At 67.4% G+C, this 26,378-nt stretch carries 2 protein-coding genes and 1 pseudogene; 1 reads left to right on the top strand and 2 read right to left on the bottom strand.

Going from position 1 to position 26,378, the window contains the following annotated elements; all coding sequences use genetic code 11:
- Positions 1-28 precede the first annotated feature (28 nt).
- Together HCA58_RS23175 and HCA58_RS13975 are read right to left on the bottom strand one after the other, a co-directional pair.
- The gene (locus HCA58_RS23175; protein ID WP_205808626.1) at positions 29-1,456 is read right to left on the bottom strand and encodes a LuxR family transcriptional regulator; all 1,428 of its coding nucleotides are present in this window, start codon (positions 1,454-1,456) and stop codon (positions 29-31) included.
- Between the two features lie 79 nt (positions 1,457-1,535).
- Positions 1,536-25,835 carry a toxin glutamine deamidase domain-containing protein gene (locus HCA58_RS13975; protein WP_205808624.1) on the bottom strand — a complete coding sequence of 8,100 codons (24,300 nt, stop codon included), beginning with the start codon at positions 25,833-25,835 and terminating at the stop codon, positions 1,536-1,538.
- Here HCA58_RS13975 and HCA58_RS23170 point away from each other — a divergent pair.
- Positions 25,780-26,378: pseudogene (locus tag HCA58_RS23170) on the top strand (hypothetical protein); the annotation flags it as partial. The gene HCA58_RS13975 and the pseudogene HCA58_RS23170 overlap by 56 nt on opposite strands.

The raw sequence follows: 26,378 nt of genomic DNA, 5'->3' as shown, positions 1-26,378 counted from the left end.
CTGGTGTTCCCTCCGAGAGTTGAGTGGGTCAGGAGGCCATGCCGAGCCAGACCGGGTCAGCGGGTTGCGCTCCGTCCGGGGCGGTGCCGGTCGGGCGGGCACCACTCGGCACTGCCTCCAGGGCCCGCAGTGACAGGCTCACCGCTGCCAGTTCCACCCGGGAGCGACAGCCGGTACGGGCGAACAGCCGGGTCAGATGGTTCTCGACGGTCTTCTCGCTGATCCGCAGCGCGACGGCGATCTGCCGGTTGGTTCGCCCGTGCCTGATCAACCCGATGACTTCGCGCTCCATCGTGGTGAAGTCGGCTCGACGCAGGCCGGGGCGCGCTGGCGGCATGGTTTCCCCGACCCTGGTGTCCGGGTGGTCGCGGTACGGCCGTACGCCAGCGAGCGCCTGCCGGAGTCGGTCGACCTCCGCCGGTCCGGCGTCGGCGATGAGCCGGCTGGCAAGCGCCGCACAGCGTGGGTGCAGCCAACCGTTGGTGTCGACGTCGAGCACACCCAACTCCACCAGCTCATCGGCGGCCCGCCCGTACTGGCCCAGCCGCTCCCCGGTGGCCTCGGCGAGCACCGACAGTTCGTCGACCGGAAGCGGCGCGACCGCCACCGCGGTCGCCAGCAGGACGGCTGGTGCGCCTGCCGCCCGGGGCTGCTCGACGAGCCGGTGCCCGGCCGGCAACGCGATGGGTGCCGTCTGCTCGACGAGGCACAACTGGCCGCCCAGCACGGCCAGCCGGTTGGCCGATCCCAGTGCGTCCAGGGTCGACAACAAGGTGCCGGGATGGCCGACCAATGGTCCGAGGGCGTTGCGCAGCGCCGCCACCAGCAGGCCGTGTGGTGGCACGCCGGACACCCGGGTGAGTAGTGGCTCCACCGCTGCCTCAGGTAGTGATTCCAGGTCCACGATGTGATCGGCGCGGGCTGCCAGTTGGATCGCCGCCGGGTGTCGCCCGTCCCGGCAGGCGGCGAGGACCAGACAGCCGGGGCGCACCGCCGCGCCGAGCGCGAGAACTGGTGCGATCATCTCGTCCACGTCGTCGACGACCAGCGCCACCGGGCCGCCCCGGCGGATCAGGTCGAACACCGCGCCGAGTTCCAGGACGAGCCGGGTCGCCGGGTCGTCACCGGCCGCCGAGCGCCCGAGGACGCCGAGCGGTGCCGCCAACCGTGGTTCGCCGATCTGCTCGAACCGGTCCCGTACCGCGTCAGCGACGCACCGGAACCCGTACCGGTCGGTCGCCCCGGCGAGGCTTGCCCGGATGACCTGCACTCCCGTCCTGCGCCAGGTCCGCGCGGCGGCGTCGAGCAGGGCCGACTTGCCGTTTCCGGCCGCCCCTCGGACCAGCACCAGCCCGCCTCGTGCGGCAGTCTCCTGCCGTGCGAGGTGCAGCCGCGCGAGTTCCTCCCGCCGCCCCCAGAACGCGGTCCGCCGTCGGTTCCGATCCCGTAGGTCCACGCCAGCCCCCTCTCGGCCGATCCGCCTCCACATGACGAATCGGCTGGGCGCGGCGTTCAGGCCGGTCAGCGGAATTGCGTCACAGGTCCGGCTGGTCGGGTCCGAGAGCTTGGTAATGATTCCGGTTGACGCGCCGCACGTGCAGCACCGCAGCGCTTGCGTCGCTGGACAGACTCACGGTCTGGTGTGGCTCGTGCACGACCAGGTTCACGCCGAGCGCGGTGGCCGTCGCCGCCGGCACGTCGTCGCCGATCGCGGTGTTCCACAGGTCTGGACGCTCCATCGCATCCGCCAACAGCTGCACAGCGGTCGGTGGGGTTCCGGTGGAGTTCCACAGGCGCAGCACACGTGCCGTGAGGGCATGTCCTCTGCTGTCCACGGATCGGAGAACGTCATCGAGCTTCTCCACCACGGCCAGGCCGGTGGGGCCGTCCACGAGGCGGGCCAGCTCTTCCCGCCGCTGGTGCCGGATCGTATCGTGCCTCCGTTGCTCGATGACGGCGGTGGTGTCGGCCGGCCGGAAGTCCGGCATGAGGTCGCGGAGCGCCGCGATGCTCAGGTCAGCGACCGGGTGACCACGGCGGCGGCCCTCCGCCCGTAGCTGTTCGTGCGCGGCGTTCTCCCGCCATTCCGCCACCTCCCGCTGGGTCGGTTCTGGCGGCTGGAAGGGGCCGATCAGGGTGAACACCCAGTTCCATCGGGCTTCGCCGTCGATTCTGTCCGACGTCTCCTCTGCCACCAGCTGCCCCACCGTCCGTCCGAGTGCCGGCTCGAACTGCTCGGGCCGCCGACGGACCTCGCCCGCGCCGTAGATACCCAGGGTTCGCGCGTCCCGCACCGAGTGGGGAAGAGGCACCTGTTGCAGTCGGGCACTCAGCGTCACTGCGTGGCGGAGGCAGTGCCCGTCGGCGGGCACATCGTGTGCCTGCCAGTCCGGTGGATAGTTCCACCCGGTGCTGACCTCGACGTCGACGGTCGTTGCCAGGTCCCCGGTCGGCGGTGGAGCAGCGGACGCCGGCTCGCCGGTCCACGTCTGATCTTCCGTCCCCGTCTGCTCCTGCTCCTGGCTGTCCCGGTTGTCCGCTGGCCGGCTGTAGCGCTCATGCCATTCACCAACGGTGTGGTAGCTGTTCCCCAGCCGCGTCCATTCGATCTGTACCTCGTCCTCCTCGTCGTCGAGCAGAGCCTGGTCGCGTTCACCCTCTGGAGCGTCCGGCCGTACGGCCGCTATGCGGTTGTAGAGATCCCTCCAGTACTGCGGTGTCAATCGCAGGTAACCGACCTGGCGGACCGCGTCGTGCGCGATCATGTCAGGGCTCGTTTCGGCCAGTGCGGCGACGAATGCAGCCGGGTGCTCGGTCTGCAGTGCAGCTCGTCGATATTCCTCGCCGACCGGGACGCCCACTGGACGGTCGATGAGGTGACGAGCGCCGTCCGGCACCACACCGACTTCGAGGTCGTGGCTGGTATCACCCGGACCGGTCGGGCCGATGTGGTGGAGCACCGCCGCCTGCACCCGGTCCGCATGGTTGTCGAACAGAAGCTTCAGCAGCGTGTCCAGGTCGGCGACCGGGGGCTCCAGCGGCCGGTCATCGGCCGGCGTGGCCAGGCCGGCCAGACCGAGCGCGACCTTCATCCAGGTCTGGATGACTGGCAGGTCCAGTACGGACGTGTGGAGCTCGAAGCCCACTCCATCATCGGAGAAGTGCGGCTGCCACGGCCCTCGGTTGCCTGCCCCAGCGGTCTTCGCTCGCAGGCTTGGGTCGTCGCCCAGCCTGGCGAACGTGTCCCGGAAGCGATCGACGAGGACAGCGAGTCCGGCACCCCGATCCGGAGTGACGCCGACGTTCACGACCTGGAGCGATACGTGCATCAGACGTGCCGCGGTCAGGCCGTGGTGGTCGAGGACATCGAGGACCCGGGCGATGTCCTGCCAGGTCTTCTGGTCGGCGGTCAACTGCGGCGAACGAAGGGAGTGGCGGTGGGCTTCCGGAGCGACCCGCCAGCCCGTCAGGCCTTCCTCGTCCAAGACCCTGCGGACCTCCCTGATCCGGTCAAATACGCTCATCGACGTCCAGGGTCGCCCGGGGGTGCGGTACTGCGTGTCGAGCGGGATGACGAGTGCCACTTTCGCTGTGTGGCTAGCGCTGGTCAGGAAGTAGGGCAGCGCCTGGCGGCCGTCACCGGTCCGCCGCTGGACCCAGTCCGCGACCCGTTCGAGCCTCACCGAGGCAGCCTCGTTCGGATCGGTGGCCGCGCTCTCCAACCTCGCCCTCGTCTGCGCGGGAGTCGGAGCGGAGAAATCAGTGAGGATCGGACCAGGGCGGCGGAACCGAGGTATCGCGAGGCTCACCCATTGCGTGGTGTGGAACAGCGCGGCGGCGTGGGCCCGGAGCAGCGGGTTGGGGATCATCGCCAGCAGGCGTCGAGCGCTCCGGTCGGTACCGGTGGCGGTAGCGCCGCCAAGCTTGAGCGGTTCGGCGTACCCCCCGGCCAGTTCGACGCGCCAGGTGTCCGCCCCCGGGGGTAGTTCTCCGGCGCGGACGGTGTCCCGCATCGCGGCTATGACGCTGATCCTGGCCTGCATCACGCCTGTGCTTGTTCCGAAGAAGGGACCGATTTCGGCACTGCCACCGTCAAGGTAGAGGCCGAATTCGGAGGGTACTGTCCCGTGTCCACCCTCGACCTGAGTGTCGGTTCTCCGATGTTCGTCGAGGAGTTGCTGGACGGTCGGATACCACAGCCGGCGGAAGGGGGCATACAGCTCCTCTTGAGGTGTGGCGAGACGGAGTAGTAGATCCTCGTGGGTGTAGTGGATCCGGGCGAGGCGCACGTACGCCTCCTCGTCGAACTCGGCGGTGTCGACCAGCACACTGGCACGGATGTTGGTCCGAGCTGTTCTGTTCGAGATATCGACCCTCTGCACGTCGCGCAGCACGCCGAGCACCCTCCGCAGCTTTTCCCAGCCACCGGCGAGGGGGACAGTGAAATGCCAGCTGAGACCGTCGTGCTCCTCTCTTCCGATGTCGGGCTGCTGATCCGTCAGCCTCTCTAGCTGCCTTATCCGGACGTTCGTGAAGTTGTCGTTCGGCACCGTCGCGGTGATTTTCACCGACAGTCCGTCCACCGGCGGCAGGTCCGCCAGGACCGGCACCAGATTCAAGCCGGCTCTGGTCCTCCGGGCGAGGGTGCCGACCCGGTCGAAAAGGTCCGCCTCCGGTGTCTGCGCGACCAACTCCCGGAGCACCTCCGGCACCCGTCGTCGATCACGGCTCCGCTCCTCCCACACCAGATCCTGGATGACCTGATCCGGCAGAGCATCGATCGCTCGCCGATTGACACCTTCGTTGTCCACCTGCCGGAGCAGTCCCAGAATCTCATTGGCACGGACGCCACGATCGGCCAGATTCTGCTCCCACACCTGGTAGCCGCGGACGAGGTGATCCCGTGACCTGAGCGGCCCGGTCAGCCGAACGAAGGCGACGAGCAGCCCGGGATCCCGCATCATGTCCCGGGCAGTGACGATGATGTCGCGCACTGACGGGTAAGCCTCGATCGGGTAGCCCTTCAGCTCGGTGGGAACTCGACCGACGTGTAGAACCAGGTCGATCACGCCCGCCCACGGCCCGACGGCACGCAGCCGCTCGATCTCGTCCGCTCTCTCCGACTTCAGGCGGTCGACGACGCCGTCCACCACCTTGAAACGCGCCTCGTCGGCATTGAGTTGGTTGATCAGCTCCGCTGAGAGCAGATCGCCCAGGCGACGCGGATCCACGCGCAGGACCGAGGAGAGTGCGAAGAGACGGACTGGATCGAAGACTCCGATCCGCCTTGCCAAGGACCCGACGTCGCTCGGTATCCGATCGAGGCGCAGGCTCGTCCCCCGTATCCACTCCACACCGACGTCCAGCTCGGCTGCCAGCCGTGAGAACGCCTGCTCGTCGAAACCGAGAGGGGCGACCAGGCTGTCGCGAAGATCTTCGATCCTATCGAGCAGATGTCGATCATCGAGGTAGCGGTATTCCTCAGCAGATATCCCGATGTTGCCAGCGGTCCACGCAGCGATCTCCCGCTGCTGTTGCGGATCGTGCTCACGCCCCCAAGTCCACGCTTCGGGCGCACGATCGCGTACCACCATCAGGTTCATCGCGTCGTCGACACTCGCGAAGACGTCGTTCACCGTCTGCGTGTTGAGCCGGTCTGGATCAGGGAGCCATCGCAGAAGATCTGGATCTATGTTCAGTTCCAAAGCCAGCTCGAACAGCCGGCGCGGGACGACGACACCCAGTCGGGTAGCCAGCTCGGGGATGTCGTCGGCGACACGTCCGATCTGGTAACTCAGATCGGCCATATCCATCGGTGCCACCTTGAGTTCCCGAGCTGCCATGACCATCGCCCCATGGTCCAACATGGACTCACTGAGCACCCGGTCCTGGATCTCATGCGCGGGCATGTCGTAGATTTCGGACAACCAGCAGGCCAACCACCAGTCGTCGGCGTGTGGCGCCTCCAAGTCGACTCGCTGCCGCTCCAGTGGCTCAGGCATGTCGAATGCTTCCGCCAGGTGTTCCGCAGTACGACCAGCCAACCAATCGCTGCCTGCACTGGTCGGCTTGCTCATCCTTTCGTCCACGTCTTGCAGCAGGAACGCCAGCCGCCGCGGCGGCAACCCGACTGACGTCCCCGCTCCCAAGAACCTGCTTCCCAGCCACAGGACCCAGTCGGGGTCGACCTTCGTCGCGGCGAACGGCCATGCCGCGACGGCGGATCGGACCAGCTCTGTGGCGAGCCGTGCCGGAGTCAGCATGTCGGAGTGCTCATCCGAGATTGGCGTGACAACCCGGTCGAAAGCCGCCCGGAATGGGACAAGGTAAGCGGGATCAGTCGGTATCCGCCCCGCCACCGCCACCAGGGTCTCCGGGGAGACTTCCAATCGCTGGGCGTGCCAACCCAGCTCCTGCGGTACCCGCCCGGTCCAGGTCGCGATGGTTACCAACTGCCGAACCGACTCCGCCGGCAACCGTAGGTGGGTCGCCAGCTCCAACAGCTGCTGCGGGTCGACCAGCGGATGCGCGACCAGATCACGGAGCTGCTGACGGGTGATACCACCAAGTCGCTCCGTCCAGTCGGTGACCACCTCGTCGTCGGAGTAGTCGATGCGGGGCAGTGCCCCCCGCAACACCTCGCTCGGTTGCCAGGCCGGCGGCACCGAAGGTGGCGTCACCAAACTCGGCGGGACCTCGTACTTCCGCTCCCCCGCCCCCTCCTTGAGCAGCTCGAGATGCCATCCGGGCAGCAGGTCAGCCAGAAAGGCCACGAGGCCGTCGGGCGCGATGGTCCGCAGGGCCTGGTAGGCAAGTCGTTCGAGGTGCCGCGCCGGCAGCAAGAGCGGCAGATCGGTCAGCGGGATCCCGATAACCATCGTTGCGCTGGCGTACTCGCGTGCACGAGGCAGCGACCCGAACTCGCGGCTGAGCTGTTCGACGACGCGGTCGGCGACTACTTCAGCATCCGTGGTGCCTCCAGCTGTCACGGCACGGATCAGGTCACCGAACACTGTGGCCATCACGAGCGGGTCCATCTCCAGCTTGTCCGCGACGGTCCGCACGTTGACCGGATCATTCAAGCCGAGCGCACCCGCCCGCGCCTGCGGATCGGTGAGCTTCAGCGCCAGCCTCGCCTGCTCGAACACGACCGCCGCGTACCGGTCCGGCAGGGCATGCACGAGTTCCAACGGCACGCCCCTCGTGGCCAGCGACCTGACGACAGGCAGGTCCGCCGACCGCAGCCCGAGGCGTGCCCCGAGTTCGGCCAGGACCCGCAACTCGTTGTCAGTCCGGACGCCATGGCCCACAAGCCGGGTGCGCAGCGCATCGACCCAGCTGCCCTGCTCAGGTGTGCGGGCCGTTGAGCCCGCCGTCACCGCCACCAGCTCGTCACCGAGGATCGTCAGGGTGGCCGGAGCCAAACCAAGATCCTGGGCCACCGCGTAGAGGGGACCGGGACCAGCCAGCCCCAGACGATCGGCCACCTCGATGGTCTCGACAGGCACATTGCCCACCACGTCGGCCCACTCCACCAGACGACGCAGCTCGTACGGGTCGCTGCCGATGTCGAGCTGCGCCGCCAGCTCCCTGACCTGAGCGAGGTCGAATTCGAACGTGTCACCGGTCAGCGACTCCACTCGCCACTCGTGCACCCCGATGTCGGCCAACCAGGCACGGGCCTGCGCCGCTGCCACCGGCCCGAGGGCCGGCGCTGCCAGCACGTACGGCGGAGGCGCCCGGTCTGGCGTCCGTTCTGCGCGCCACAGGTACCGGCCGCGCTCCGCCGACGGCGAGTCACCGCTGCGGCGGTCGCGCAGTTGCGGCGGGAGTTGCTGCTCGACGACATGGACCAGATCGTCGTCGTACTCACCCTCGTGGACCGGTCCGTGCAACGACCAGTGGCCGGCGGCGACGCGCTCCGGACCGGCATCGCCGACAGCCGGGACAGATATCCGCACCGCTCGTAGTGACGGTTCTCCCGGCTCCGCACGCTGCAGCAGGTCGTCCTGCGTGGAGAGCACGTGTACGGGACTTTCGGCCCGACGGGACAACTCCGCGGCGAGCGGCTCGGCGAACCGTTTCGGATCGACGCCTCCGGCGTACAAGATCACCAGATTTTGGGAATTCCGCCAGTTCCCGTCGGACACGATCTGCTCCGCGAGGCGGGCCGGGTCGACACCGTCTCGCATCTCCGCCCGTTCCGGGTCGTAGCTCCCCGCCACCCCGAAGACGTGCGGGAAGGTGGGCAAGCGGTCGGCCCACATGAACTCACGAGCCGGAACTCCCGGACGCGGAAGGTACCGGCCGGACGACGTCTCGACACCGGCTGTCACATCGCCCGCCCCCACCGGCTGAACGCGGGGAAAGAGCTGGTCAATGCGAGCGGACACAAGCGGTTGGAGCGAAGCCAGACCGGTAGTGTCAGTAAGCGGTCTGGCCTGTCGACTGGTCGGATCCAGGCTTTCGTAGAAGCCGTCAATAGCAATGAGCCAAGCGGCGAGACGATTCCGCCCGTATAGGCTGTCGAGCCGATTCCCAGCAGTGGCGAGCTCCGCCGCTCCGCTCTCGGTTAGTTGCTTCTTGAGGGCGTTCACCGTGTCGACTACGACAGACGCCACTCGGTCTCGGTGGTCCGGACGCTGTACGTCCGTCGGCGGTTGCTCGCCTGCTGAGCGGCCCGAATCGTCGGCACGCGCTCGGAGCCGCCTGATGACTTCGTCATGCAGTTCGTCGAACGACACCTCCGGACCGCCATCCAGGAAAACGTCTCCTTCATCATCGCCGCTTCTGCGGTCGCCTTCGCCGCCGTCGTCGCTGTCGCTGTCGCTAACGCCGTCGACACCGTCGCCGTCGCTGCCGTCGCTTTCGACACCGCCGTTTTCGACACCGTCGCCCTCGACACCGTCGCCCTCGACACCGTCGCCGTCGCTGCCGTCGCCGTCGCTGCCGTCGCCTTCGCTGTCGCTATCGCCGTCGACACCGTCTCCGTCGCTACCGTCGTCGTCACGGATGCCACTTCCGCCTGTCATCACTTCCGGCATCCTCGCGGCCGCCCAGTCTTGTTCCTCCATTCTCACCGGGTCGGCCAAGGTGACTGCGAGGCCTGTACGCTTACTAAGCTCCTCCACCTTCTGCTGCCAGTCCTTGAATGGCAGGACGTCAGCATCACCGGTAACCGGCAACAGCCGCACCGGAAATTCCGGATTAAACTGCAGGAACGGCAGGGGGACATGCCCGCGAACTGCCAAACCCAGAAACACCAGCAGGGATGGCAGCGGATCAATTCCGAACATGGATGCTGGGAAGCCGGCGGGCAACGGCGCCCGCCGCCCCCCATCCTGCCGCCATGCCACGATCAACTCGCTGCCGTCAGACAGGTTGGGAGGCAGGATCATCATCCCATAGCCTATCCACCAGATCCGTCCACTGAATTCAGCGCGGTTCACAAATGATGCCAGTGTGTCGATCCATGTTGTGATCCGCCCCAATTCATCGGAAAAACTTGCCCGCCAGTCGGGCGCAGAGCTTTGCAACTCGATGACATCGAGGACATACCGCAAGCGCAAGGTATCCGGGAAGGTTGCGAAACGCCTCAGGCCGTCGATCTGCTCGAGCCTCTGCGAAAGTTGTACCTCACCAACCGGCAGGGAACCATCCCGATCCCCCAAAACATCAAAAAGCTTTCTCACCAACTGCAGCTTTTTTTGGGACAGCGCACCGATGCCGTACGCCCGCGCTGCGACGTACCCCAGCGGCAGCAGAGCCTTCGGTCTGACCCCCAGAATGGTGGCGAGTCGCTCCAAAGCCTTGATCGACTCCGACACGCCATCCGGTCGGGGGCCCGGGATAGCGATGTTCAACAAGGCTTCTAGAATAAGGCGAGCATCGATTCCGACATCGGTGTCAGTGCTCGGATTTTGGAACAGCGTCCAGTCCAGGTCCTGAAGCAGTCGTGGCAGAACTTGCTCGATCACCTGGCCCCGTGTATCGATCGAGGCTAAGTGCTCAGAACTCCCATGGTGTACCTGCAAGATCCGAGGATCCGCAACGGCGTCAGGACGCCCACTGAGAGTTCGGGCTAAATGATGTCCTAATCGGACGAGGTGCGGCGGCGGGGGGTGCGTTGGCGCACCGACGAGGACCTTCGGCAAGCCTGCCACGCTGTCCACCGGCTCCGGTCCCGCGTTCTCCGGGAGGGAGTCGGGTCGGATCCACGTGGTCCAGGACGAGGATGCCGAGTTGCCTCCAGTCCACTGGACTGCGTACCAGTTGACCGACGCGGTGTCGCCACCGGGGCTCAACATGCTCGGCATCCCGTTCAGGGTCGGCGCCTGCCGCTGGTTAGGGTGCACTGCGTAGTAGACGGCATGGTCGCCCACGGTCCGCTGGTACGACATCGTGTACGGAACGAAGTTGTCCGGCAGCGGCCGATCTGCTGCGATCCAGCGCTTCGCCACGATCAGCACCTGCTGGCCGCCGAGTCGCCCTGCCAGGGCCTGCAGACGCTCTGCGGTCAGCCCCGTTCCGATCACGAGTTCCACGAGAGCGTTGTCGAGTGAAGCCTCGTGAATCATCGTGAGCAACTCGTCTGCCGATGCCGGGTCGTCTACCTGCACGGAAACCAGTGGCCGCCCCGGATGAGCCATCCTGATCGTCTCGTCGATCCGCTGACTCGAAGTGGACCACACATAGCTTCCGGCGGGGCCGGATTCGGACCGGTAGTCGGGAATCTGAGGGACGGGCGAAGTCGACCAGTCACGTACCGACCCGCCAGCAGAAAGGTCCACCTCGACCTGCAGCATCTGTGCCTCGCCGGCCTGCTGCATGTACATGACACTTGCGCGGATCAGCGCGGCCTCGGCCCGCTCCTTCCTCTCCTCCAAGTACCTGAGCATCCGTCCGTCGAAATCGGGAAGGTGGCGAGCCAACCCCAAATTGTGGTCGAGGTCGGCGAGCTTTCTGCGTGCGCTGACGATGGCGGTATCGGGGGAGACGACCCATGGATCCGGTTGTCGGCCGGTCGACGGCTTCGCGGGAACGTCAGCGAACCCTGCCTGTAGCAGGAGAGCGGCAACCGGATGTCGTGGGTCATCGAGCCAGAGTGGGTCGTTCCACATGGCGGTTCGTACCGCGTCGACGGTGGTGAGTCGCACGATGTGCTTTCGACCAGTGGTCAGCCCGGCCAGCAGCCGGCCGACGAGCATGGTCTGCTCGGCATGCCCGACGCCGTGTACCAGCGCACGCAAAGTCGGGTCTACGTCGTCCTGCGGCAGGGCAACTGTCCACCGCTCGGCGTAGAACTCGCGATACCGATCTGACCAGTCGAGAAACACCTTCGGTATCCCTGCCGCTTCGGCCAGGAAGTCAGCGAGACGCTCCCAGGCAGCGCGATGTTCGCTGTTCCCGGTTCTCCCCGCAAGCGCGGCGTAGTCCTTTCTGGCTCGCTCCCGAAGCTCCGTGTGCACGGATGCGTCAGCTATCCGAAGCTGGCGGTAGTCCGACTCCGACCTGACCGGCGGGGCGTCGACGCCCCGGGTGAAACGGCTGCCATCGGCGTTGACCGCCGATTCCACCGCACGGGCCACATGAGCATCCAGAACCTTGGGATCACGCCAGGCCAGCTCTACCTCCCCAGCACGGAGATCCGCCTTCTGGTTCGGTCGGAACGGACCCAACGACACCGCTCCGTCGGACTCGACGGAAACTCGCCACGCGCCCAGCACACGGGATTCGGGGAACTGCCCGAGGACATCGGGTGCGGTAGGTGAGGTCGTGCGGAGGGCTGGGCTCGCCGCGCGGTCGATGCCACCGTCGGCCAGCACCGCGTAGACGAACTCACCACGGACCGGTGGCCGGTGCAGCCGGTCGTCACCGAACCCGACAAGCCCGTTTGCGATCCCGCTTGTGCCGTCCCGGACAGGGGCCAGGGCCGTCTCAGGGTCACCACCGTCGATCGGACGTGGTTGCAAGCCGGCGACGAACGCTACCTCCGGGGGCACCAGCACACTGGTGAGCAGGGGTCGGCTGGCCCATTCCGGCCGTACGCTCGGCCGGAACCGGTCCGGCATCCGCGCCAACAGTGCCCAAGCGGACAGCGATTCCGCGTCGGTGGGCAGCTCCGGCCGCTCCCCCTGGGACACATGGCCCGGGGTGGTCTCGTCGCTGTCCTGCGGGTCCGTCCCGGTGAGGAATCGGGCCAGTTCGCTGGTACCGCCGTCGTCGGTGGGACCGGTACGGTTCATGCCGTACTTCGGGTCGGCTGGCGGTGCTGGCGCATCGAACCGGGCCTGCCCGGCTGGCAGGTCCATGATCGAGCCGTCTGCCCGGACCGCGATCGCCAGCGCGTCCAACGGCAGCGGCTCGCCTCGCACGAACGGTCGGATTGCCTGGTCCACTGCGGCTTGTGTCTCCACCCACTGCAACGATCCGTCGGTGAAGTGCCGCACCAGCGCGCCGTGCCGGACCAGTTGTCGAGACCCGGGTGCGCCGCCAGCGTGAACGAACAGGGCGAACGCCGTGCTGCCCGGACCGCCCCGCTCAAGGGTGGCAGCGAGCGTGGACGCGTCGGTCACCCTGGACCAGACGCCACCGAGTTCCTCGGCGAGCCGCAGATGTTCCGGACCGATGTTGTCGTCGACCGGCCGGGCCGGCGCACCGAAGAGCCCACGGCGCACCGTCCGTAGCCGGGTGACGCAGTCGTCGCCACCGTCCCGATGAGGCGGCAGCTCCCGCAGAAGGCCGAGGAGCCTTTCGTCGTGGTACTGACCTGCGTCGGTGACCGGTACCGATTGGGCGGCGTCATGATCGCCTGCCGCTTGGCTCACCAAGGCTGCTGCGACTTCCTCGACGCTCCTGGCATGTCGCCGGAGGCCATGGGCCCATGCGCGCTGCGCGTCGGTGCCCCACAACGTCGACGGATGCATGTTCATGTCGTCGACGATGCGGCGGTTCTCGGTGGTGTGCGAGAGGTGTCGGCTCGTCAGGTCCAGCTGGGCCGCCGCCTCTGCGACATGCGCCCTGACCTGTTGCGCATCGGTCGGGTTCACGTCAGCCCAACTCTGCCGCCAGCGAAAACTCTCCCAGCCGAGCCAGGTGTTCAACCTGTCGACCGCGTTGTTGAGGCTCTCGCGCACATGGTCAGGAATATGCCCGGCCGTGATGTTTCGGATCGCGGACACGAGGTTGCCTACCGCGACATGCACGTTCTCCCGGCTGTCCCGGGCAAGTCCCGCCGCGGTTTCCGTAGACAGGTCGAGAAAGACCGACTCGGTCACGCTTCCGCGCACATGCTCGGCGTAGTCGTGGGCGACCCTGGCAGCTCGCAGTGCCACGTCGACATTCGAAGCCAGGTCGCTCACCCAGTCAGCCAGCGTCGGTCCTTGGCTCTGCACCAACTGCTCGTTCGTCCGGCTCACAGTTTCGTTGAGGGCGCGAACGTGGTCGGGCAACTCGACGCTTGCCGCCCTGACCGGTCCATCGGTGCTCAGGACAGCATGCTTGAACGCGTCGTGGTAGTTGGTCCATGCCGCCGCCACTGTGCGGGTGGCGGCCTCCTGCAAGATGCGCATCTCCACCTGCTTGCTGGGCGGTGGATTGCCCTCGTCGAGCGCCAAGCGGTGCCGAACGACCTCGTCGAGATGCCCCTGCGCTGCGATGAGCTGACCAACCGCTTGATCAACCGTGAGGTGGGCGGCGTCGGCAAAATCGGCCCGGTTGACCGACTCCGGCTGCCTGGCATTCCACTCCTCCTGCCACCGTAGGTTGGCCTCACGTATCGCATCGTTCTCGTTGTCTATTCGGTCATCTCTGTCGAATAGAGCAGAGAAGGCCTCCTCGTCGATCGGGGTGAAGGGGCTGCCAAGTAGTGCGGCTTCCCGACCGGCAGCAGCGATCCGCGAGACTAGTGCGGCTTCCTGCACCTTTTCGGAGGCAGATGCCGCGATGTCCAATATTCGCTGCCGCACCTCGGCCGACACAGGAGACCGATCCGCCACGGCCCGAAGCTCGATGGCATAGTTGCGGGCCAACCGAGCGTCCGCGACCAGTTGTTCAGCTAGCCCACGGTTGTCCTCAGCCTCCTCACGCTTGCGCTCTTCAGATTTCTCCCATGCCACGAGCCGCTCTTCCAACTCGACGGCCTTGGTGTTGAGCACGGCGGCTACATGCTCATTTTCAGCTATCAGTCGATCGATCTCGCCCTGATCCAGGGGGGCCGGAACCAGGTTGGACACCACCCGACCGAGGCCATCCAGATTGTTTCTAATCCCGTCTTCATCCGCCTGCTTGTTGTAGTATCGCAACTCTACCGCGATGAGCGGATAAGGCAGGGCTCCCCCACGATCCAATGCATCGAATCGGGTCTCGATCGCGACCATCTTGCCCGGATCGACGAACGGCACCTCCTCCCCACGGTCATCCACACCATCGAACAACAAGTTGTCGAGATAGGCGCGATGGGATTGCCCTATCGCGCCCCGCGGCGAGAAGAAGTCGGGTCGCCCCTTACTGTCGTACAGACTCCACTCAGCAAAGTAGTCATATCCCTTACGCCCATGCTGCAACACCATTGCCTGGACACACCGACCGTTGATCTGGCCTCGGAGATAGTTGGCGTTGTCCGTCAAAAAGTGCCGTACGCTGACCGGAAGCCCCGTGCGAATCGACCGGAAGCTCATCCTGCTCGCAGCCAGGAGAGCCGTTTTGGCGACAGCCTGTCCTTGATAGGGCCTCATGAATGTTTGCACGGCCAGGTGCGGGTATACGAGCGCAACAACACCGGCCAGAATATCGGCGTCATGGGGACCACGCCTGGGGTCAGCGACGAAGTCGAGGCGTCGGGCCATTTCGGCTCCCAACTCCAGACCCTGCGCGAGGAGGGACGAGCCAAGCTCGTTCTCCCCGCCCGCAAGGGCCATCTCCAGCACCGACCTCAGCCCTGAGTACGGAACTCCGACCGTGTACTGGGAGTAGAGGTGGGATTCCTCAGGCGCCTTGACACGCGTAACCGTTACCTCCCGCCCCGCATCGGTAGCCGCAAACCCCTCCACCCCGTCGAGAATGGACGTGAGGGGTACGGTTCGTTCCAGACCGACCGCCTGCAAGCTCCTGACCACAGCCAGCGCCCGCTCGACCATTTCGACGGCGGACCCGTCGGGCCGCTGCTCACCAGGCAGCATCGCTCCCGGCCTGGACACCACCTCCGCAACCCAACCGACTTCTCCCCCGTCGACCGTCAGCAATCCGCCGGGCCCCTCGGCGAGGACTATTCTGTGTTTCAAGTCCACATCGGGAGTAGCCGATACTTTCAGCCCGTGTACCTCGATTTCGATGCCGAGGGCTCCGACAGGATCGTTGTCGTCGTGCCCCGTCGGGACCGGCACCGTACGGGGCTGCGGGATGTCATCGGTCACCGGCATGAACCGGAGCCGTTCCGGGCTCGTCGGCCCGGCCGCCCACCCGCCGGTCTGGCCGTCGAGGAAGGCCACCCCGTCGTCGTCCCGCACCGCGTTGAAGGCGTGTGACACCGTGCCGCCACGGTCGGTGACCACCACGATTCCGCGTGCACCGACCGGTGCCGCCAGTAGCGCTTCCCGGATCGCCGAGTAGTCCGGCACCTCGTGGTACTGCCTGCCGGCGTAGTTCGACAGGTCCGCCGCCGTCTGCACGTCGGAGGGGGGCGCCTGGAAATGAGCGTCGTCGCCGGCCGTGGCCGGGTCCGCCCGGTCCGCCAGGGTCAGGTCGGTGGCGATCGCGGTCAGCAGGCAGTTCGTCGCGAACTCCCCGCCCCGACCAGCGTACGGATTCACCCGCCGCAGCCAGCCGTAGTGGCGTTCGAGGTCGGTTTCGGTTCGCGCGCCGGGCAGCGGCGGCCAGGACGGACCCGCCCGGCCGAGCGGATCAGAGTCCAGGCGCGGCGCAAGGTCGAAGACCGGCCGGTCGAATGCCACGGTGGACCAGTCGATCCGATCCTCCGATCGCGCCTGCGCCTCGTCGGAGGTGATCGACCCGCTCCGGTCGACGTGGTATGTGACCAGCGGCTTCCGGTCGACGGCCACCAGCAGATCCAGAGGCTTGCCGACTCGCCGGACAACATCGACGGCGGCGGACCGCAGTTCGGCGACGATCTGGTCGGGCAGTTCCTCCGGTTTTCCCTCAACCCACAACCGCACCGGCTGCGTACGGAACGGGTCGAGTGGTGTCGGGGCGAGGGCGTTTTCGGGATTGGGGCGGTCGACAGCTCCGTCGGTGATCTGCGTGGCGATGACACCGGCCGCGTCAGCTGGTATCGCACCGTCCCTCGCCCACTGCCGAACCAAATCCCCGATGTCGAACGGCGGGCGTTCGAGGACCGGGTGGGACCGGCTCAGCTGCGACGACCTGGTCGCCGGGAGCGCACCGATGAGTCCGCCCGGGATAGTGCCGCGCAGCAGGTGTCTACGCGGGCCTTCGACGTAGTACGTGACGTCGAACCGGTAGTAGTCGAACGGTCCCCGCCACGCACGGTTCGTTTCGACGTAGTCGCCGGAGGAGTTCTCTTGAGAGATCGTGTTGTCGCGGGCGGCTCCCCCGGAGCCGCCCCCAGCCATCAACGACCGGCCAGCCTTGTCCATCACCGGGTCGAACACCGCCCGACCGGTTTCGAGATCCGCACCCTGGTCGGTCTTCCGCTCGACCTCGATCTCCTGCTCGTGCTCGGTGTTCTCCTCCGGGAAGTTGAGCGTGTTCAGCCCGCCCCGGGTGAGCCACCGGCCCATGGTCGGCTCGATCCGCACGGTGATCTTCTTGCCGTTGAGCAGGGTCCGGCCGTATTCGCCGCCGAGGATCTCGGCGATCTCGTTCCGCGCCGCCCGGTCGTTGAAGACCCGCTCAAGACCGAGTCCCTCGCTGGTACCGGGTTCGAGGCCGTGCACCACCGGCGGCATGACGGTGCCCGGGTCAGACGTCCCCAACCGGGCGGCATACCACGACGCCGACCGCCACGGCAGCATCACGACCGGCGCCCACCGTGCCACCTGCGCCGATCCCGGTACGGCGAGCCCGTGCAGGTACGGGGCAAGGTCGGTGGCGAAGGAGGAGGCGCCGGGCATACGGGCCCGTTCCACCACGGGCCGGAATCGTGGTGCCGGAGCAGGCGCCGGGCGGGTGGTGGTGGTCAGGTGCCCAGGCACCACCCAGTGCACCGAACCGGGCCGTTCGGTCTGCGCGATCGGCTTCCTGTCCGGCGGGAACCACTTCTGCCACATGCGCTGCGCCTCGCCCCGCGAGACGACATCCACGAGACGGGGGACCATCGACAACGCACCACCGGTCCGGCGGTAGAGCTCGGTCGGGTCGGTGTACTGGTGCACCTCGATGGTGAAGGTGGTCCTCTGCCGGAACTCCTGCGACCGGTCGAGCGCGGTGGCCCGCCGGATGTCGCGCTTCGTGAAAACCGTCTTGCGCTTCTGGACGGCCTTACGCTCGTTGAGATGGTGCGCGCCACCCGCGATCCGCTGCCCTTCGACGTGCAGCCCGGCCCAGCGGCCACGCAGGTACGCACCCCAGTGCCGGGCGCGGTCACGACGCTTGCCTCGATGGCCTTCGCGCAGGCCCTGTCCACCGCTGGTCACCTGGAGGTCGGGGCGTGGCCGGGCATACGCCGGCTCGCCCTGCTCCCGCGCGGTCACCTTGATGCCGATCCGCGTGGTGCCGCCGATCTCACCGAACGCCTTGACGTCGTCCCGGCGCCTGAGGCGTGGCTGCCAGAACTCGGTCGGGGTCTTGAGCACCAGCGGAAGACCGGTTGAACGGGCGATGGGGTAACCGACCCGCAGGGACTCCTCGGAGTACGTCGCGTCGAGTGCACGCACGATGTCGGAAGGAACATCATGCCGGCCCGAGCGCAGCAGGCTTCCGGCCAGAACCTGCTTGATCGCGGGAAGGACGTCGGCGGCGTGCACCTCTTCGAAGTACGCCATCCCGATCGCCGCCTCACGATCGGTGACATGCAGTTGCTGGTCGCGTGCCGGCAGGCGGTCGGGTTCCGGCATCGGAAGCCCGAGATCAGCGGCGCGTACGTACGGCACGCCCAACTCCGCCCCGCCGCGGACACTCACCTGGGTTCGCTGCGGCGGCAGGTGCTCGAAGCGTCCGAAGCTTTTGTCCCGCCAGCGGTGATGGCTGATCGTCAGCACTCCGTCGGTACGGAACTGGTGGGCGCGGTCATGATAGGTGCCCAGGTTGAGATCGAGGCCGCCCACCGTCGTGCCGTCCGAGTTCTCCCGACCACCGCCGATGCCGGCGATACCACCGAGTGAGAGCTGATGGCCGGCGCGGGTGGTGTTACCTATCTCGCCGCCTTCCGGCTCACCGAGCCGGAACACCGCTCCGAGGCCCCCTTCGGCCTCCCAGCCCGAGTCGCGGCCTTCCTCGTCGGCGAACCGCACGTCAGCCTCGGTGTACTGCTCCAGGACGTAGCCGCTGCCGGCCGACGGCTCACGAATCCCCTCGTGCCGCGGGTTGTACGTGTCCAGTCTGAGCACCAGAGCCTGCTCGTACCCGTCCGCGGTGGGAGGCAACGGGATCGGCAGGCCCTCCCGACTGACCAGCTTCGGAGCGTGCGCCTCCAGGAACGTCGGGGTGCCCAGGCGGAGGATTTCCTGGGCGACGCCGTACCGGCTACCCGAGGGAGTGACTTCGGACAGGAAATCCCGGAAAGCGTCCGGCGAGGTCCAGACCGATTCGGGCCGCTGCCAGGGCCACAGCCCCTTCAGTTGGCGAACCGTCCAGTCCCACGCCCTGCCGAGCCACGACCGGTGGGGGACGTGTCGGGACGCCAGCCGGGCAAGCTCGTCGCTGATCTCCTTCGTGCCGAGGAGGTTCATCTGGATGCCGGCGAGGCCGCGCCTCGCCAGGTCGAGCCGCTGGCCCGGCTGACCGTTCGGGCCCCGAGCCAGCTGGCTCGGGTCCGCCACCGGCTCGTCGTGAACGTCGACCGCGCCGACTGCGAGAATCTCGTCACCGCGGGGTGGCGTGACCGGTACGTCCTTCTCCGGAACATACACGGGCGTCCAGTACTCCGGCCCCGACAGTTCCCGCACCTGCGCCCGTTGAATCTCGCCCGACAGCCTGCGGGTGGTGACCGCCAGCGTGTACGCGCTGTCGTACTCGAAGCGGACGACCTTGCCGTCGGTCCGCCGCCGCCGGTAGGTCTTGACCGCGCTGCCGTCCACCACCTTGCGGTGCCGCCCGAAACGCCAGTCTGCCTTCCACAACGGGATATCGACGCGGAAGAACTTGGTGAACTGTGCCCGAAACCGGCCGTCGGTCTCCACACTCACGCCGACACGGCGCTTCTCGCCCACGTCTACCGCCAGAGTGCCCTTGTTCTGGGTGTCGAGGGTCACCCCGTCATCGACCGTTGGTTCATTCCGCAGGCTTCTCAGCTCAGTGCCGAGGTGGACGGTGAAGACATACCCGCCCACCGTGACCTCGTGGTTCATCGAGCCGCCGGCCAGCAACCCCTTGAACCCTCCGCGAAGCCCCGGTACACCGAGCTTCACGGAGAGGGTGCGCCGCAGGTGCTGCCGCTGTCTCGGGTTCAGCCGATCGGCCACCCCGGCCTGCTGCATCTGGGCTTCGAGTTCCCGGACCGCCAGTCGGTACAGCTTGTGCGCCCCGGGTAGCTCGCGGACGAAACCCCGGCCGAGGCCCTTTCGGGCGGCCATCGTGAGCGGTTCCTTCCGGTGGACGACATGGTGCTGCACCGGCAGGGGACCCCGTATCCGCCCGTCCCACTCGACGACGAAACGCTGCTGCGGGGGAACTGCGGACGGCTCGCCGATCACCTCACCGGTAGCCGAGAGCATGGTGATGTGGTGGTGATCGGCCAGTGTGCGGAGGGCGTCGCGGACCGCTTCGACCGTGGCGAGATCGACGGTGGCGTCGCCGTCCGAGTCGGTCAGCTGCCGGAATCGGTCGGTGAGCTGGATCTGCGGTGTACCACCGGCGCGGAGGAACTCCGCCACCGCGTGCAGCGACGGTACGCGGTCCAGCGACGCCGCCAGTTCGGCTCGCCCCCGGTGGTCGGGCTCACGATGCCGCTGCGCACTGTCCGGTTCGTCGCGGTCCCGCCCCTGGCCGTCACGCCCCCCGTCGACCTCGTCGTCCCTGACTCGCCCGTCGCGGGGTGCCTCGTCACGGTTCTCCCCGTCGTGGACATCGTCACTGTTCAACACGACGGCGTCGTCGTTGTCCTGGACGACGGCGTCGTCGCGCTGGTGGACGGGGCCGGTCGTCTGGGCGGTCTCCGGTTCGCTGCTGGGCACCCGCCCCGTAGGCCGTCCGCCGAGGGCGCTCTCCTCGAAGACGTCGGCGTGCTGCTCGGCGATGCCCATCTCGCCGGCGGACGTCTGTGTCCGGGTGGCGTCTCCGTGCGAAGAGTGGATCGTGATGGTCCAGTCGAACTCCGTCCGATAACGAACGATCCGGTCTCTGCGCATCATCGCGTGCTTGAGCTGACCGGCGTTGCCGACGGTGCGACCGTGGTCCACCGACATGTGCAGGGCGGGCAACGAGAACGCCGGCGCGATCAGGTGGTGACTTTCCGTCTCGAAGCCGAGGTGCACCCCACCGGCAGCGGAGAACGCACTGCCGTGGTCGGTACCGTCCTGACTGATGACCGTCTCGGCGAGGTCGTCCCGGATCAGTAGGGGATTCTCGGTCGTCGACACGTACCGCACCGTGCGCGGCGTCGCCCCGATCTCCAGATGGCCGGCGAAGTCGCCGTAGCCGGAGAGCTTCCTGGTCAGCAGACGTTTACCGTTCGTGGAGACAGTGGTCTTGTCCCGCTGAGTCGCCTTGGCTCCGATCAGTGGCGACACCCAGCTGTCCGACAGCCAGTACTGGCTGCGGTCCTTGAGGGTCTTCTCGTTCAGGAACTCCTTGGTGGCCAGCTCAAGCACACTGGTCATCGCGGCGGTGGGTACCTTCAGCTCGACAAGCATCTGCCGCAGACTGTCGCGTAGCGGATCCGGGTCGGCCGCGTTGACCGCGAAGTCGATCTCGCCAATGACGGCCGGATCGGTGACCTCGACCGTCGGGTGTGCCCGATCGTCGGCCGGGGTGGCCTCGATCGTGCCGTCCACCGGCGAGGAGTACGCCTGAGGCAACCGCAGGTGCGCCCTACCGGGCAGGTTCACGTTGGCCCGTACGGCTGCCGTTCCCCGGTCCTCGGTCACCCCGACCCGCCGTATCGCCCCCTCGGCGCGAATGGTGGCGGCATAGTCGTGCATGTCGTTCGCGATGATCCGGGAACCGGACTGCACCTCCGTGCCGAGCTTGCGGTGCACGGACTTCTTCTTCTCGCCGCTCACCTTGATCGACGGTGCCAGATGGTGCAGCTCGCCAGCCTTCAACATGAGCAACGGGTCCACGGCGCTGCCGAGGCGACGCTTCGCGGTGGTGACGGCACCGTCCTTGACGGTGGTGTCGCCGTACTTGCTGAAGTACTCCGAATAGCCGGGCTCGACCGGAGTCTGGTCCGGTTCCTGGAACTCGGCGTCTGCCACCTTGAAGCGGAGTTCGACCAGGAGGTCGCCCACCGCGATGACGTCCCCGCCGCGCAGCAGGTCGTTCCAGTGATCGGTACCCGGGTCGGAGACGCGTTCGATGACCTTCGCACGGATCTGGGCAGCTGTCGTCGCCGGCAAGCCGTCGGTCAACGTGTCGATCCAGGCGGACACATCGTCGTGCACGCTCTGCGGTGCGTCGGAGTCGTCGCGTCCCGGCGCAACCGACGTCGCCACGTTCTCCGCCGACTTGAGGTAGCCGTCGCCCAGCAGTCCGAGCCCGACGAACCACGGCGGCGCGGGCGCACTGTCCCGCCGACCTTCGCGGGTCTCCTCCGGTTCCGGCGTCCTCTCCTCCGCTGGTGCGGTCTGTGGGTCAGCCACGGTTTCCGGGGTTGGAGTCAGCTCCCCTTCCGGCGTCGCCTCCGCAGGCGGCGATGTCTCGGGCAGCGCGAAGCGCACCCGCTTCGGCGGGCTGACGTGCTCGGCGACCACCTCGTGTTGCGCAGACGAAGTGTCCTGCTCCGTCAGGCCAGCAGGCACCGCCCGTCGACCCGTCACCGGCCCGAGCGGGATCTCCTCCGGTTCAGGTTCCCTCGGCCGCCCGACGATGTCGTCGCTGGCCGGCGCACCGGTGGAGGTGTTGCTCGGGCCGGAAGATCGGTGGGAAGCGCTGCGACGTCCAGGCGGTGGGGCCGGCGCCCGGCGGGTCGTACGGAAGGCTTCGGGCGCAGTGCCGAACTCGGAACGGTAGGCGCTCTGAATCGTCGGCCAGGCCGTCACGTGGTGCGGGTTGAGGCTGATCTGCTTGCTGTCCGGGTCGCCATGGTTGGTGTGGCTGACCACCACTGTCCAGCCCCTGGCACGCAACTCTGCCATCATCTGATCGCCACGGCGGGTCCGACCGAGAAACTCGTCGAGCTTGGTCTGGCGACGCGCGAAAAGCACCTTACCGGAATTGTCCGTCTTGGCCCGGACGCTCACCTGACGACCGGCGACGGCATGCCGGTACAGACCATAGCCAGGCAGGGCGAGGTCGTCACGGATCCGCTGACCAGACGAAACGATCAGCTGGGCCAGGTCGTACGCCGCATCGGCGGGCGACCGGCCAGCGGATGTCAGACCGAACTCTGTCGCTATCTGGTGGAAATGCCGGACGTCAGGCGATGTCATGGCCCCTTCGGTCCACGCCCGGTCGCCGTCCGGGCCGGCGGTGGCGTGCAACCTATGCAGATGGTGACCGGTGCCAGGATCGACGACCTGGAAGGTGTCCGGGTCGCCTTCGAGCGCCCTGCCGGAAATCTGACGGGTCCGCCCGTCGTCGCGGGTCTCGACGACCACGTCGAGGAACGCTCCGTCGGGTGCCGTCGGCATCCAACCTGGCCGGTCATTGGTCCAGGCCGGCGTGAACTGCGGCGTCCGGGCTGTCCCTGCATCCGGCGCGAGCGTCCATCCCGCACGTTCCAGTCGTTCCCGGGCGATCCGGTTCGCCTCGACCCGAGGCATGCGGTAGTCCTGCGCCTCCGCCCCCGGATCCGACAACACCTCCATGCGGTACGCGTTCCTGCGGATCTCCTGCACCTTCGAGTTGATCACGCGTAGCGAACGGAAGTAGTCCTTGTCGCTGTGTGCGGTCGCGAAGAAGGTAGCCAGATCGAGCGCGCCCGGAACCGGTGAGTTGTTGTCCAGCTCGGCGGTGGCGACGTAGTCGTCCCTCTCGAACGTACGCGCGTCGTAGGTCCCACGCGGCGATCCGTCCGGACCGAAAATGTCGAAGCCGGTGTTGCCGTAGCGCTGACCCGAAAATGCCGGAGACTGGGCCACGGCGTACGAACCGTCCGGCGCGATCCCAACCGTATAGGGCGGTAGCGGCGATGTCGCGAGCACCGGAGCTGGTTCGGTGGCCGGATCAGCTGGGCTACCAACCACTTCCCCGTCCGACACGACAGCGGAACCAGCGAGATCGACCGCAGCTGGGACAACGTCGTCCGGCGACTCGACGAGCACCCAATGTTCGTCGTCGAGGGCCGTCGACTCGTCCACCAGCCGGTGGTCGGCGGCGTCCCTGGCGAACAGGCGGTCGAGTTGCCGCTCCCGCTCGATTGCCGGCCCTTCCAGCGGCAGCCTCGCATACTCCGCCAGCGCCGCCCGGTAGGTCGCCACCGCGCGGACCCGGTCGAGGGCGAGCCGGGCCTGTTCCTGTGCCGGTCGGTCCCCGGCCGTCTCGTGACGTTCCCGAGCCTCGACCATCGCGTGGTACGCGTCCCGCCGGGCGGCCTCCACCTGCTCGGTGACCGCCCGGTCCTCCCCCAACCTGCCCTGATAGAGCTCCTCCGCGTACGCGTAGTCGGTGGTACCCGGTCGCAGTGGATCAGTCAGCGCGGCACGGAGCACCGCCTCATTGTCGGTGCCGAACAGCTGCCGCAGCCGTTCCACCGACCGGGCGTCGACATCACCGGTCCGACGGGCCAGGTCGGCTCGACCGTCCTCGGTGAGTACCCGCTCGGCCAGGTATCGAGCCATCGCGAAGTGTTGCTCGACATGTTCCCACTCGTGACGCAGGTTGCCGACCACAGCCGGCCACGAGTCCAGCCCGGGAGCGAGCGTCATGCTCCACGGCCGGCGCTTGAAACCCCCGTGCAGGCCGTCGGCGAGATCAGCGCTGTCGAACGTCGGCGGCGGAATGCCCGCGTACGGCGCGGGAATCTCGACCAGGTCCGGGCCGCTTCTCCCCCCGGCCCACACCGGGCGGACCAGGGTGTCGGACAGGTACCCGAACAGGTCCGCCGCACCCTGGCGCAGCTGCGCCTCGGTGGGTGCCGGGCCGAGCCGCCGACCGATCCGGGCCGCCTCCTCGTAGTAGTCGACAAGTTTGGCGTCCTCTGGCAGGTGGTGGTCCGGCCGATCGGCGCCCAGTTCACGTAGTCCGTCGATCTGGGACAGCGTCTCCGGTGCAAGCGCACCGAGCTGGCGGTCCAGGTCGTCCCAGACGGCTGCCGGCGGGTCGACCCCCGGAGCACCGACCACCAGCCGTAGCCCGGTGTCCGGTGTGGCGGTCAACCATTGCGCGACCACCGCATCCGGCGCACCTGGTGGGCGTATCCAGACAAGGTTGGGATGACGGACGACGTCCCAGCCGGCCGCCAGCGGGTACGTGTCGACCTGTGCGGCCGGCGGCTGGTGCAGCGCTGAACTCAGGCCACCAGCCACACCCTGGTCGTTGGTGGCGACCTGGATGTCCGGATGCATCGGCGCGAAGAGCAGATCCGTCGGGTTCTCCGGCAGGCTGCCCACCGATCCGTCACGCACGTCGACGAAACCGGGACCACTCTCCGTCTGCACCACCAGGAAAAGCTGCGGATCGGAGCTGTCCGACGCCACCACCCGCAGCAGTCCCTGCGCGTCGTCGGGTACCGACGACGATGTCATCGTCCGCTCGACCGCGTCGTAACCGGGTACCGCCACCGCCCGCCGGCCCGACAGCTCGTGCAGCGCCCGATCCAGCGAGGCAGCGTCCCGCACGTCCGGCCGGACCGTCGGTGATGCCTGGTTGGCGTGCTGGTCGTGGCGTGACAGCGCGGCGTCGAGGGTCCGGGCGAAATGGTTCGTCTCGACCGGTACATCGACTGCCGAGAACCCAGGTTCGGTCGTCGCCTGAGCCCCGGGCGTCGCGGCGGCCTCCGTCGCCTGCCGCGACGGTGTTTCGGCGTGGCGTGAATCGGGCTGCTCTGAGGTCTGGTCGAAGTCGTGGGTGGGGCGGTTGTCGACGGCGATGTCGTCCGGTGTGGCGCTGGTGGTGGCGGGGGCTGTGTGGTGGCGGTCGAGTGGTGTGGTGACGGCCGTGTCGGGGGTGGACGTGTCGTTGTCAGTTCGGTCGCTGGCTGGTGTGTGGGAGACGGTCGCCGGCTGGTTACCGGCTCCGGCGGAGGTTCCACCTTGGGATGCGCCGGTGGTGCCTGGTTCGGCCGGGTTGGTGGTCGGTCTGCCGGTGGTGGGTGTTGCGTTCTGGTTTGCTGTGGTGCTCGTGTGGTTTGCGGAGGCGGTTGGGTGGTTTTCTGCTGTGGTGTGGTGGGGGGCGGTGGGGGTGCTGGTGGTGTCTTGGGTTGGTGTTGTTTCGTGGTGTCGGTTCGTGGTGTTGGTCGGCTGACTGGTGTGGTCGTCTTGGTCGGCGTTGCCGATGGTGCTGGCGTCGTTGGCGTCGCTGACGGCGTTGTCGATGGTGTTGGCGTTGCCTACGGCGTTCCCGGCGGTGCCGGCGGTGCCGACGGTGCCGACGGTGCTCACGTTGCCGGTGGTGCCCACGGCGCCCGTGGTGTCGGTGGTGTCGGCGGTGCTGACGGTGTCGGCGTTCCCGGCGTTCCCGGCGTTCGCCATGTTGTCGGAGCTGCTGCTGGTACCGGCGTTGCTCGTATTCCCTGAGTTGCCCACCGTGTTGCTGGCGTTGTCCATGTCGCCGGAGTTGCCCATGTTGCCTGTGTTGCCGGCGTTGCCCACGGCGTTGCCGGTGTTGCCGGCGGTGTTGCTCGCGGCGTTGCCCACGGCGTCGCCGGAGTTGCCGGCGGTGTTGCTCGCGGCGTTGCCGGAGTTGCCGGCGGTGTTGCTCGCGGAGTTGCCGGCGGTGTTGCCCACGGCGTTGCCGGTGTTGCCGGCGGTGTTGCTCGCGGCGTTGCCGGCGGTGTTGCTCGCGGTGTTGTCGGTGGTGTCGTTCGCGGTGTTGTCGGTGGTGTTGGTGGCGTTGTCCGTGTCGCTGGCGGTGCTGGTGGTGTTGCTGGCGTTGTTCGCGGTGCGGTTGGTGTTGGTGTTGGCGGCGGTGTCGGGGTGGTTGGT

The organism is Micromonospora sp. HNM0581 (assembly GCF_012726175.1).
In the GTDB taxonomy this organism is placed as follows: Bacteria; Actinomycetota; Actinomycetes; order Mycobacteriales; family Micromonosporaceae; genus Micromonospora.
Note: the sequence above shows the minus strand (reverse complement) of the source record. Positions and strands in the feature narration are given on the sequence as shown.